The organism is Lacrimispora algidixylanolytica (genome assembly GCF_003609635.1).
GTDB classification, from domain to species: Bacteria; Bacillota; Clostridia; order Lachnospirales; family Lachnospiraceae; genus Lacrimispora; species Lacrimispora algidixylanolytica.
Window position 1 is genome coordinate 73,177 of the sequence record NZ_MCIA01000016.1, and the last position, 12,967, is coordinate 86,143.

At 35.7% G+C, this 12,967-nt stretch carries 12 protein-coding genes; 7 read left to right on the forward strand and 5 right to left on the reverse strand.

Going from position 1 to position 12,967, the window contains the following annotated elements; genetic code table 11:
- Positions 1-32: 32 nt before the first annotated feature.
- The 7 genes from BET01_RS11145 to BET01_RS11175 all read left to right on the forward strand — a co-directional run bounded on the left by BET01_RS11145 (position 33) and on the right by BET01_RS11175 (position 7,790).
- Entirely contained in the window at positions 33-956 is a 924-nt protein-coding gene (locus tag BET01_RS11145) for an ABC transporter ATP-binding protein (RefSeq protein ID WP_120196884.1), read from the forward strand.
- Positions 949-1,722: an ABC transporter permease gene (locus BET01_RS11150; protein WP_120196885.1), complete on the forward strand. Its 774-nt coding sequence runs from the start codon at positions 949-951 to the stop codon at positions 1,720-1,722. Before BET01_RS11145 ends, BET01_RS11150 begins: the two co-directional genes overlap by 8 nt.
- Before the next feature lie 18 nt (positions 1,723-1,740).
- Positions 1,741-2,550, forward strand: a complete 810-nt coding sequence (locus BET01_RS11155; protein WP_120196887.1) for an ABC transporter permease — start codon at positions 1,741-1,743, stop codon at positions 2,548-2,550.
- Positions 2,551-2,759: 209 nt separating this feature from the next.
- Positions 2,760-3,461 (forward strand): response regulator transcription factor, encoded by a 702-nt coding sequence (locus BET01_RS11160; protein WP_120196888.1) that lies wholly within the window; start codon positions 2,760-2,762, stop codon positions 3,459-3,461.
- The gene (locus BET01_RS11165) at positions 3,458-4,687 is read left to right on the forward strand and encodes a sensor histidine kinase (protein WP_120196889.1); all 1,230 of its coding nucleotides are present in this window, start codon (positions 3,458-3,460) and stop codon (positions 4,685-4,687) included. Before BET01_RS11160 ends, BET01_RS11165 begins: the two co-directional genes overlap by 4 nt.
- Positions 4,688-4,750: 63 nt before the next feature.
- Entirely contained in the window at positions 4,751-5,446 is a 696-nt protein-coding gene (locus BET01_RS11170; RefSeq protein WP_120196945.1) for an ABC transporter ATP-binding protein, read from the forward strand.
- Positions 5,430-7,790: an ABC transporter permease gene (locus BET01_RS11175; RefSeq protein WP_120196890.1), complete on the forward strand. Its 2,361-nt coding sequence runs from the start codon at positions 5,430-5,432 to the stop codon at positions 7,788-7,790. Before BET01_RS11170 ends, BET01_RS11175 begins: the two co-directional genes overlap by 17 nt.
- 80 nt (positions 7,791-7,870) lie before the next feature.
- On the opposite strand, the gene BET01_RS11180 is transcribed toward BET01_RS11175, so the two are convergent.
- The 5 genes from BET01_RS11180 to BET01_RS22040 form a co-directional block, all read right to left on the reverse strand.
- Positions 7,871-9,007, reverse strand: coding sequence for a hypothetical protein (locus BET01_RS11180; RefSeq protein ID WP_120196891.1), 1,137 nt, complete (start codon positions 9,005-9,007; stop codon positions 7,871-7,873).
- 84 nt (positions 9,008-9,091) lie between these two features.
- Entirely contained in the window at positions 9,092-9,853 is a 762-nt protein-coding gene (locus BET01_RS11185; RefSeq protein WP_120196893.1) for a C39 family peptidase, read from the reverse strand.
- A 1,175-nt stretch (positions 9,854-11,028) separates the two neighbouring features.
- Complete coding sequence (locus tag BET01_RS22325) at positions 11,029-11,634, reverse strand: nucleoside triphosphate pyrophosphohydrolase (RefSeq protein WP_330512745.1); 606 nt, start codon at positions 11,632-11,634, stop codon at positions 11,029-11,031.
- Between the two features lie 316 nt (positions 11,635-11,950).
- Positions 11,951-12,772, reverse strand: coding sequence for a glycosyl hydrolase family 18 protein (locus BET01_RS11195; protein ID WP_243117192.1), 822 nt, complete (start codon positions 12,770-12,772; stop codon positions 11,951-11,953).
- A gap of 5 nt (positions 12,773-12,777) precedes the next feature.
- Positions 12,778-12,921 carry a LysM peptidoglycan-binding domain-containing protein gene (locus BET01_RS22040; RefSeq protein WP_243117193.1) on the reverse strand — a complete coding sequence of 48 codons (144 nt, stop codon included), beginning with the start codon at positions 12,919-12,921 and terminating at the stop codon, positions 12,778-12,780.
- Between the last annotated feature and the right edge of the window lie 46 nt (positions 12,922-12,967).

Here is a 12,967-nt window from a genome sequence, read left to right on the forward strand (position 1 = left end):
AATTATCTCAATGAGAAAAGGAGGTTTCTAATTTGAGTAACTTTATCATCGAAACAAAGAATCTTACTAAGCAATATGGGGAACAAAAAAGTGTCGCTAACTTAAATATTCATGTGACGCAAGGAAGGATTTATGGCCTTCTTGGCCGAAATGGAGCAGGAAAAACAACTACAATGAAAATGTTGTTAAACTTAACAAGGCCTACTTCAGGAGATATCCAAATATTTGGGGAAGATATAATCGGAAATGAAAAGAGATTATTACCTCGTATTGGAAGTCTAATCGAGGCACCCGGATTTTATCCCAATTTAACCGGAACGGAGAATTTAAGGATTTTTGCCCAGCTTAGAGGCGTTTCAAAGCGCAATGCTGTAGAGAGCGCTTTAAAAGTTGTGGGACTTCCTTACAATGACAAAAAACTGTTCTCGCAATACTCCCTTGGTATGAAACAACGTCTTGCCATTGCCCTTTCCATTATGCATGATCCTGAGCTTTTAATTTTAGATGAGCCGATTAATGGGCTTGATCCCATTGGAATTGCTGAAGTCCGTTCTTTTATCCGCGAGCTTTGCGAGGTGAAAAAGAAAACAATACTAATTTCTAGTCACATTCTTTCTGAAATTGCCCTGCTTGCAGATGATATTGGAATTATAGACCATGGCATTCTTCTGGAAGAGGAAAGTCTGTCAGAGCTGGAAGATAAGAATGGGAAATTCATTCATTTTATGGTATCCGATACAGCACAGGCTGCCAGAATCATGGAAAGAAATTTTAAAATAAAGAATTTTATTATAGAAGGAAATCACAGTTTACGTCTGTATGATGAAAAAATATCTGTAGCTGAGTTAAACCGTAATTTTATTGAAAATGGTTTAGAGGTATGGGAAGTTCATTTATGTGAAGACACCTTGGAGGATTACTTCAAACGAATAACCGGAGGTGAAGGTATTGCTTAATCTGGTTTTAGTGGAATTTATGAAGTTTAAAAGAAAGAGAATTTTTTCTTTTGGTATGCTTGCAGCTTTCATATTTCCTTTGTTTAATGCAGCGTTACTATCTGAGTCCAATTTTGCCAGTATTCAATCTGGTGTAAGGGAAGATAATGCCTTTTTATTATTAATGCCTATGCTGATTATTATTGCTTCAAATCTATTTTTTATTGAACAGGATAACAATACTCTGAAAAACCTTCTCTGCATTCCTGTATCAAGACGAGATCTGGTCCTTGTAAAATTACTGGTATTATTAATTTTTTCTATTGCCTTTCAGATTACAGGCTTTTTCGTCTGTACAATCATTGCGGTTTTTCAAGACATACCAATCATACGCCCTATGTTCCAATTTTTTCTAACAATATCAACTGGAATTTTCATGTGGGCTGCTGCTCTGCCATGCGTTGCGTTAGTCGTGTGGTTTAATAAAAGCTATATACTTTCGATAATAATAGTTTTCTTTTATACATTAGTAAATTATGCGATGCACTTTAGCGATACTGTAATGATGCAGCCTATTGGCATTAATTTAGGTACAATGATGCCTGTCCCCTTGATTTTTCGTTGGCTATACCAATTTTACACTCCCATAGGAGAGATACAGACTGCATTTTATAAACAATTTAGTCATTACTTTGTACCAACATATGTATGCTTTCTTGTGCTGCTGTTGGAGGCAACTATTTGTATCTATTTCATGATAGTTATTTACCGCAGCAGAGAAAATTAAAATGAGGAGGTTAACATTTTGCTTTGTATAATAAAAACAGAATTTATGAAATTAAAACGCTTTCACATTCTTCTAATCGGCATGATAGGCATGACTTTACCCGCTATTCTTTCTGTATTTACACAAACTGTAGCCACTCCTGAAGCTCAAATAAAAAATTATGACTTTTCCAGCTTATATGATAATACCCTATGGAATAATACAACTATTTTCATGCCTGTTATTTTCACATTAATTGGAGGCTACTTAATTAACCGGGAATATACCGATGATACTCTGAAAAATATTTATACGATACCAATAAGTTTTCAACGCTTGTTGCTGGGAAAATTAATTACAGTAGGCATATTAAGTGTATTATTTGGCTTTTATAGTTTTACAGTAACTCTTATTGTTGGTATCTTAACTGGTATTCATGGTTTTAGTATCGCTATATTGGTGAAAAGTCTTTTGCAGATCCTTGGTATTGCCGTCTGCACATATATATCAGTTCTTCCTATTATAGCCTTCTCCAGCAGAAAACCCGGCATTTTTATGGGTGGAGTCATAATCTCTTTTATATTAGGTTATAGCTCTATGTTTATAAAAAATGTTACGCTTCGCAGCCTGTACCCCATATTGTCAGGCTTAACAATCATCCAGTTTGATACAGAAACATATATGAATACTTCAGAGCCAGGTAATTTTTTCCTGTCAATTCTATCTTTAGCGGTTGTACTTTTGCTTACTAGTGAAATTATTATTTTATCAAATCCATCACATGCCAAAAGAAAAGTTAAAAAGGATAAAACTAACGGAATATTTCTAAGGCATGGACAACGATATTAAAATTGACACCTTCTAAACAAACAATTCTCATAAATTGATCCAATTCTTCTTTCCGCCGTCATTATAAACATACTGGCACAGGGATATACTTCACCATTTGGTGATATGTTAAGGCCCCTTACTTACAGTTTCGTAAGTTTACACACCTCTGTTTTATGGTATAATTTATTATTAATATCTGACGATGATAGTTATAAAGGGGGATGTAAATGCAGCATAAACTATTACTTCTTGAGGATGATATCAGCTTGGTGGATGGATTAAAATATTCACTGACCAGAAATGGGTTTACAATAGAAATTGCCCGAACTGTGGAAGAGGTAATGATACTTCTTCCTAAAATTGATACCTTTGATTTGTTAATTTTTGACGTAACACTTCCAGATGGTAATGGATTCGACCTATGTCAAAAAATAAGAAAAGCAGGGAAACAAATTCCTATTATTTTTCTTACTGCTTCCGATGAAGAGGTTAACATTATCAGGGGGCTGGACAGCGGCGGCGATGATTATATAACAAAGCCATTTCGATTAGGGGAGCTCTGTTCAAGGATACATGCTTTGTTACGCCGTGCCAACACATTAAGTCAAAGAAAAAACTCAGTATTAGAGTGTGGGGACATTTCCATTGATCTTCTTGGCTGCCGGGTATTGTTACATGGGATATTGCTGGATTTAACAAGTGCTGAGTATCGTTTGGTTTGCTTACTGGTTAGAAATTCCAATCAAGTGATGACCCGCAATTGCATTCTAAATGAATTATGGGATAGCACAGGTGACTTTGTAGATGATAACACTCTCTCTGTTTATGTTCGGCGTCTTCGTGAAAAAATTGAAGATGAACCATCTAACCCCAAACATTTAATAACGGTCAGAGGATTTGGTTATCAATGGAGAGAGGTGTCTGAATGAACTTTAATCTGGATAGACAGGTGAGGAATTTTTTAATCTTTTTACTTTTATTTGTTTTATTACTTCTTCTTTCTGGAATTTGTTTGAATGTGCTTCAGGTCAGGACCGTACAAAACTTATTCCTCTCTCACGACAGAGCAATCGTTTCATCTCTTTTAGAACAAGGCGTTTCTGAGAATACCGTATCCATAGCATTTAATAATATGTCAAGCAGCATGGAAGGAAGAAATTTACTTACTAAGATAGGCATTTCTGAAACTACCGCTTCCGGCTTTCTTCCCTATGTTTCTGGCTTTAGACAGACTACAACATATCTCACGCTTATAACGGAAATAGTTCTTTCTTTATTACTTTTAGGTGGAACATTTCATTTTTATATGAAAAGAGTAAAACTATATCAGGAAGCCACACAAACAGTTACCCGTTTTATGGAAGGAGACTTTTCTTCTCAAATATCCCACATAGATGAAGGACCTGTTTATCACCTGTTTGCCTGCGTGGATCATCTTGCAACAATCCTACAATCAAAAAATGAATCCGAGAAAAAAGCAAAAGAATTCCTAAAAAATACAATAGCAGACATATCTCACCAACTAAAAACACCTCTTGCCGCCCTTACCATGTATCATGAGATTATTTCAGACGAGCCTGATAATATTACAACGGTGAAAGAATATTCCGTTAAAACAGGACTGGCACTTAAACGTATGGAGGAACTCATTCAGTCCATGCTGAAAATTACCCGTCTGGATGCGGGCAGCATTGTATTTGAAAAGGTCAGCTGTACTGTATCAAATTTGATATCCAGCGCTGTCAACGACCTGACAACGAGAGCTCTCAGTGAGAGAAAAGAAATTATCATAGAAAATATGGCAGAAGTATGCGTATTTTGTGATAAATATTGGACAAGTGAAGCCATCAGTAATATTGTGAAAAATGCATTGGATCATACCGGATCTGGAGATAATATTCATATCTCTTGGACCAAAACTCCCTTAATGGTTCGTATTTTTATATCAGATAATGGCAAAGGTATTGCCCCCGAGGATTTACATCATATTTTTAAACGGTTCTATCGCAGTAAAAAACATTTGGATACTCAGGGAGTAGGGCTAGGCCTTTCACTGGCAAAATCCATAATTGATGGACAAAACGGAACTATTTCCGTAAAAAGCGGCTTGAATGAGGGAACTACTTTTATTCTTTCTTTTCTTACGGAAGCGTAAGCTGCCTTTCACCAGATTGTAAGGTGTTTCTGTTATTCTTTTAGAAAAGGAGGTGCTTAAATGATGGAAATCTTAAGCGTACAGCATTTATCTAAAATATATGGAGAAGGTAAAAATCAGGTCCATGCGCTAAAAAATGTTACTTTTTCACTGGATCAGGGAGAATTTGCAGCGGTGATAGGTGAATCGGGTTCAGGCAAAAGTACATTGCTAAATTGTATTGGCGCCTTAGATGAGCCTACTTCCGGAAATATTTATATGGATAAAAAAGACTTGTTCACCATGAAAGAGGAACAGCGTACCATTTTCAGACGTCGTAATATTGGCTTTGTTTTTCAGTCGTTTCAGCTAGTACAGGAATTGACTGTAGAACAAAATATTATGTTTCCCATACTTTTGGATTATCGTAAGCCAGACCAATCCTCTGTAGAAGAGATTTTAGAAGTTTTAGGATTAAAAGACCGCCGTCATCACTTGCCTAATCAATTATCAGGTGGACAGCAGCAACGTGTTGCTATCGGCAGGGCACTTATTACTAGGCCGAAACTGATTCTTGCAGATGAACCCACTGGTAATCTTGATAGTAAAAATAGTCAGGAAGTGATCGATTTATTATTTAAAGCATCACGTCACTACCAGCAAACCATATTAATGATTACTCATAACAGTAATTTGACCACTTCCGTGGACCGTGTATTACGTGTTTCGGATGGTATCTTAACGGATTTGGGAGGAAAAGAGAATGAAAAGCTATCTTGAGCTTGTCCCAATCTCTGCTAAAGTCCACAGAAGACAAAACAGAATGTCAGTTTTTTGTATCGTTCTTGCAGTTTTTTTGGTGACGGTTATTTTTGGTATGGCGGATATGTTTATACGGAGCCAAATTATGCAGGCGCGTATGGAAGATGGAAGTTGGCATATCGCATTAAGATACATAAACGACCATGAGGCAAAACTAATTTCTGCACGCCCTGAGGTAACCTCCTCTTCCTGGTATGGAATACTTAATTATAGGGGGGATAAGGGTTACACATTATCCAATAAGAACGTCGCCATTTTGGGAAGTGAAGAGAGTTGGATTACTGAAATGCAGATTGATGCAATAGATGAAGGTCAATATCCGCAAAAGGATGACGAAGCCCTTCTGACTAAAAATGCAAAGGCTGCGCTGGGGCTAAAGATAGGAGATCAAATTTCTATCAATACACCAGACGGAAAAAGTTTATCCTTTACCATTTCCGGCTTTCTAAATGATTTCTCAAAGACAATGAAAGAAGATTCCTATGCAGTCTGCTTGACCACCCACGAATATCGTTCCATTTATCCCGGCGTTACAAACGGAGAGCCTGCTGATTATAACAGTATTTTTTATGTACAATTCTCTTCCAGATGTAATATACAAAATGCCATCAACGATATAAAGTCTCAGTTTGGACTAACGGATGAACAAATCTCCGGAAACACTAAGCTTCTCGGATTACTTGGACAAAGCAGGAATTCTTTCATGATTCAGATTTATAGTTCCGCCTTTGTTCTGTTTATGCTTGTCTTATTGGCTGGTATTTTAATGATAACCAGTAGTTTAAACAGCAACATCTCACAGCGGATTGAATTTTTTGGCATAATGCGTTGTATTGGCGCGACTCCAAAACAAGTAATGACCTTTGTACGCAAGGAAGCACTTGGCTGGTGCAAATTTGCGATTCCATATGGTATTGCCGCTGGGATTGTCTTAATATGGACATTATGCGATGTACTGCGCTACCTCAGCCCAAAATATTTTATTGGTATGCCCTACTTTGGCGTAAGCCTGCCAAGTATAATGGCAGGTATCTGTGTGGGTATACTGACGGTTCTATTAGCTGCCCGTTCTCCCGCTAAACGGGCAGCTAAGGTCTCACCCTTAGCTGCAGTAACGGGTAATTCCAATGCTCTGCCAACGGTTAGAAAAGCTGCTAATACCACGTTGTTTAAAGTTGATTCCTCTCTTGGCTTCCAGCATGCTATTTCAAGCAAGAAAAATTTCATTTTAATGGTTGCTTCCTTTTCACTTAGCATTATACTTTTTCTGTCGTTTTCAGTTACCATTGACTTTATGCACCATTCTCTTACACCGCTTAAGCCTTGGACACCTGATTTATCCATTATAAGTCCTGAAAAAACCTGTTCCATCAGTGGATCCCTGTTAGAACAATTACAGAAAGATCCCGCAGTCAAACGGGCTTATGGCCGTATGTTTGCATATAATTTACCTGCCACCGTGAATGGGGAAGTAAAAAAAGTTGACCTGATATCCTATGAAGAGAATCAATTTAAGTGGGCTAAGGATTATCTGTTGGAAGGTTCTGTTGAGGAGGCTCAGAGTGGGAACAATACAGGACTTACTGTTTTTAAGCAGCAGAATGCTTCAAATACTGGAGATATTATCACATTGCATACTGAGAATCATTCCGCTGATATAACAATTGTAGGTACCCTGTCTTCCAGTCCATTTAACAATGGACCTGATGTTGGAACTATTATTTGCTCTGAAAATACGTTTCGTGAGCTTACTGGCCAAGTGGATTATACAATCATCGACTTAAAACTGACTAAAAATGCAACAGAAAATGATGTAGACAGAATTCACAAATATGTTGGAAAGGAGTTTATATTTTCCGATGGGCGCCTGGATAACAGCAGTGTAAAGGGTTCATATTACTCCTTTGGATTATTTATATATGGCTTTATGACTCTAATTTCTTTTATTACTATATTCAATATAATTAACAGCATTGCTATGAGCGTTTCAGCTCGAATGAAACAATATGGTACATTCCGTGCCATTGGTTTAAGTAACCGGCAGTTGATAAAAATGATTCTGGCAGAGACTTTGGCCTACGCAATTACTGGAAGCATCTGTGGGGGAACCATCGGTCTATTTCTAAATAAACTTCTTTATGAAAAACTTGTATCATTTCACTGGGGAGAACAATGGAATGTTCCTTTTCCAGAAATTGGTATCATTATAACAATTGTTATCTTATCCGTTATTCTGGCTGTGCGAGGCCCTGCAAGGCGAATTCGTGATATGTCCATTGTAGATACCATAAGTGCACAATAATATAATACCTAATAGGAGCCAGAGAAAAAAACTTCCCCGGCTCCTAATATATTGGATTGATGCCCTAAGACACTATCTTTCTAATTCATAGTTTTGGGAATCAAATATACATCTTCGTTCTTATCACCATCTAAATTAGGTTGCTTCACAACCAAAAGGTTCTCTTCATATGAGAGCACAACTCGGATATTGGAAGTATCATTTCCTAAATCAAGCTTTTGAATCTGGACTTTTCCTGTACCTGGATCCAATCGATAAATTTCATTTGTATTTCTTTTATATAAAAACTTATCCGGACTGGAATCCGTATGATCTCGAACATATTCAACATCATTTTTATATAAAGCAACTCGGTTATCGCCTTCCGCAAAGTTACATACAATCGTATTGTTTGAGTAATCCGTTATAGAAAAATAATTATCAAATACAGAAAATGACCCCACACCACTGGTTATCTCGTATTTCTTCAATAGATCAGTTATTTCTACCTCACTTATAAAAGAGAAGTTCTTGTCATACTTTGCAATAAAACATTTCATATCTGAATCAGAATTATCCTTTTCTATGGCATATAGATAGGTATTATCACTCGTAATATATATGATTTGACGTGATAAGTTCTCTGCTTCCAGGCCTTGTGAACCTGATCCTGAAGATAGGGTAACTTGTCTCGTTTTTTTCTCGCCATCAATGGTTTCCATAAAAGAACTAAAATTCCCTGTTTCTAAATTATTTCCTTGCAAAGATACTAACTTATCATCTAAGTTTGTTAAAGGAATAAGTTTTTGGGAATATAGGTTTTTTGATTCTACATACATTGTATCTTCTGTGAAATTAACAGCATATAAGTTATTCTCCAGATCTGATCCATTATCTAAGCTTACATAAAAATAAAGGGTATCGTTTATAAATGCATTGCTTATCCCTTTTAACACAAAATTTTCCAAAGATAAAATCTTCTTATTGCTGCCATCCTGAAAATTATAAATATAAAAATCCGCATTGGAATCACTTATGTCCATATATAATAATTTAGTTTCATAAACATCAATATAGGTTCTCAAAGCAGAATTATCAAAGGTCACATGATATGCCTGTACCTTATTTAATGAGCTGTTGTCGGACATTCCTTTTTCAGATTGAATATAACAACCGGATAAAAACATGATGCATAATAAGATGAAAGGCAATAAAAAGCCTCTGATTTTCTTGGTCATAGATTTAAAACTCCCTCTTTATCCTTTGAAAAGACTAAAGGAAAAGTATCCATTAGTCTTTTCAAGATTGCTAATATAAAAAAATTAATACATTAATCCAATATTTACTTTATTATATGCTTTATAAATAGTGGAAGTTGATTTGGTATACGTCCAAGATTGTCCATCTAATCCTGAGCCTGAATATCCGATCCATGGATCACCCAATGCAAAGGAGGATCTATCACTCTTAGCTCCGTAAACTGACATAAAGTGTCCGTTTGTTGAATAAAGCCAACCATCACTCGTTGAAAAAGTCATTCCGATAATTGGAGCTACATTTGAGTTTGTTAAACCGCTGTATAAGTAACGACTCATTTCAGAGGAAGATTCATTGTATCTTCCAGTATATCGATACTTTGATTGTTGTTTATTGATATAGGATACCATATCAGCAATATAAGAACCGTTGGTGGTGGTCTTACATCCTCTTGCTATGTCCGCTTGACTAGGATTATAGCCTAGATAATTTAACGCTGCCTGAACCGTTGCAGGTCCGCAATTATAGCTTGTTAACTGATTGTATACAGTATATCCAGAAAGATAATTCCAAGATACTGCTTTCAGCACTTTACTTTCAGAAATGGTATCTTCTTTCTTAAAGCCTGATTTATCCTGGGATCTTGCTGGAAGCGCACCTTTTGGTGCCTGGGTGGAGTTTAAGCTCAAGGGACGGCTTTCCCCTCCAACGTATACCGTTTTAGCTTCTATCATATCTTTTTTAGTGTTTCCCTCGTTTGCAAAGGAAACCATACTAGTTGACAATAACATTGTTAAGGTCAAGGACATTAAAAATATCTTTTTCATAATTACCCCCTCCAGGTTCTATCATTTGTGTTTTATTTGGTATAAATGATACCAGAAAAATATTCTTCTGTTTTTAAATAGTCTCGTAATTCATTGGTATTGAGTTATATATTTAACTTAATATTAATAAATGAAATAAGGCATTATGCCCTCACTTCAAAGGTTGAGCAATTTAAAATAATTGTTATAACAAAAAATACAATGATTCAAACCTCCTTTTATCTCAGTGGGTCGCTCATCACACCAACTGTTTTATATATGTCAAGTCTTTCATCACTTAAGCTTAATTAGTGTCTGATTATATGGATATAATCTCGTTGGGTTAAGAAAGGAAACCATATTTATTTCCCTATCATGTAACATTTAACGACTTCATATTTGATTAACTAGTGATGTTGACTGTGAACATTTTCATCATATGACTATGGCTATTCCAAAACTTTACAAAATTCCAATTCCTAATAGATGAAACAACAGATATCCCTTATATACTTTGATACCTTTCAATTAATTTCACGTCACAAAATTGATTTATTTACTGCGAACACAAAACATAAACATAATATATATCATAATTACGCAAAAAACATAGACATGTTGAAAATGTCAGTTTCTGTGTATAAATTGGTTTGCATATAAGCGTATCTTTTACATTTAATTATTTCAAATGAATATACAGATCTCAGGTATTAAATGTCATCCATTTTATTCTTTTCCAAAATACTTATATGATGATAGAGGTAGAAAAAAGCCCCAACACTTATGTTTCTACAAGGATCGGAGCTTAGTAATGGGTATTTAGTTATTACTAGATATTTCTTCAACAATATATCTATGCATGAGATTTCACACAACCGTTCTTTCACCCTCTGAATTTTTGTATTTTAAAAACAATCCCTCCTGCGCAATCAACATTTTTAATATGTGCAGAACTTCATTCGTTGGTTAATATACAGTAACAGAGAATCCACCACCGATACTCCTAAGAAATTGTGATTCTGAAAATAATATTTTCATGGACGAAAAGTCTTTTGTTACAATTTTATTTATAAAATACGCCAGTATATCCGGTGTGCTGTTTCGGATGTTCTCATAAAAAGGCATTTCAGATTACAGTTTTACAGGTATTGCAGATTCTGTAAAAATAATCTCACATGAGTATCTATAAATCAGCTTTATTCTTCTACCACCCTTACAACCTTTGACCCACAAGTAACACACTTCCCACTGATTACAATCCCAAGGCGATCACTATGCATGCTATAATCTACTACGGTTGTATTTCCGCATTTTGAGCAATAGACATTACTAAGGATTATATCCTTCGCATAATCCGGAACCTGTCCCCATTTTTTTAATGCTTTCATATCAGAAACAGAGGCAGAGTTTGTGTTATCTTCATTTTCCACATATTCCAAGAAAATTTTTTCATCAAATGAACCGTTTATCTCTGCTTTTTCTTTTCGTTTTGCCTCAAGCTCTTGGGTGGTATAACCTCTTGCTTTACAAATTGCATGCAGCACTTCTAAAATGTCCGCCATTTCCTCCAGACTCTTGTCTGCCTGATATTCCTTGACTTCTTCATTTAATTTTTTATCCAACTCAGTGATGCATTTTTTTTCCGATAAGGTGTGGTATGCTGCTTTACCACCCTCCTCCTTAATTATGTCTGGAATCTTATCTCTCACCAGCTTATTGTATTTTATCACTTTTTCATACCTTCCTTCCAGCTTATGCCCCCGGCAAGAATCCGTATTCGCTGCTATATGGATTTTAAGCATATTTTTTCCATTAGTTCTTTCAAAATGGTATAACTCATCTTCCAGTCTTTTAATTCAATTTCAATAATTTCATTATCCCGGCAGTTAAAGGTATCTTTTGATCCTATCGGCTGCTTCCTTAAATCGTTGCATTTGGGGTATATGACTGTGGAAGGATCTCCATCTGTTTGTCTCCCTAAATTCAGTTCTTCATTATTACCATGGTAATGTATCGTCAGCTCTCTGTCAAGATGCAGTTCAAGTTAGGAGCATTTATCCATTCTCACAGCACTCTGACTTATTTGTATTTCTATTTTTACTGATTCCAAATAATTTTTTATGTTTTTCTAGTCACATAATTAACCAACAATGGCTTCTCTATCTCATATTGATTGTTGATAATAAGCCACAACTGATAATTAAATATCATGATCGTCCATAAAGATAACCCCTTAAGATTATATTCATTAACCAGCACAGCTCGTGCTTCGTAGCTCCTTGCATCTTTAAACCATACTACATGCAAAATTTCATCGCTATCTGTATAGTAGAAATAAGGAGATTGGGCTGGCACGTTAAATTGGATTGGTGTATTACTGTTTGCAGCAAACTGTATTGCACTATTATTGGTTATTATAGTTGCCCCTGTTGCCCCGGGAACGTAAGGCAGTGTCAAGTCGTAACCAACCGTGGTAACCCCTAGATAAATCTTTTCATGGGGAATATTATTTACAGCATAATCTAGCAATTCTATGATTAGATTAACCGGAAAAATGGAGCTTGGAAAACTGTACGTCCTCGCCCACTCATAGGAAGCAAATATGATTCCATCTACGTATTCAGCTAATCTATAATAGCCTAATTTATCAAAATTGATGCCAGTGGTGTCAATACTTGTAACTGGTGTAATTGTAATCACGATTCTATAACCTTCTGAATGATATATCTCAGAAATTCTCTTTAAATAATCCGCTATACTATCTATGTTATCATAGCTGATATTTTCAATATACAAATTTATCCCATAATAGCCCTTATTTTTCAATATTTGAAGGGAACTTTCAATAAGTCGATTCTGTACTGAGGTGTTATTTAAAATAATATAATTTATTTCATGATCAGTCACTCCCTCTTCTGTAATGGTAGAGACAAACATCATGGGTGCTACACCATAGGATATGTTTGGCCAATTGCTAATTTATCTGGGTTTTGAATTCCGTTATCTAAGATTAATCTAGCAACAGGGATCTTGTATTTCTCTGCTATTGAATTAATTGTTTCGCCAGATTGAACAACGTGTATGGTCATTGGTCCCCCTAAATAATTTAATTCAATCTATATGTATGCTACGCTC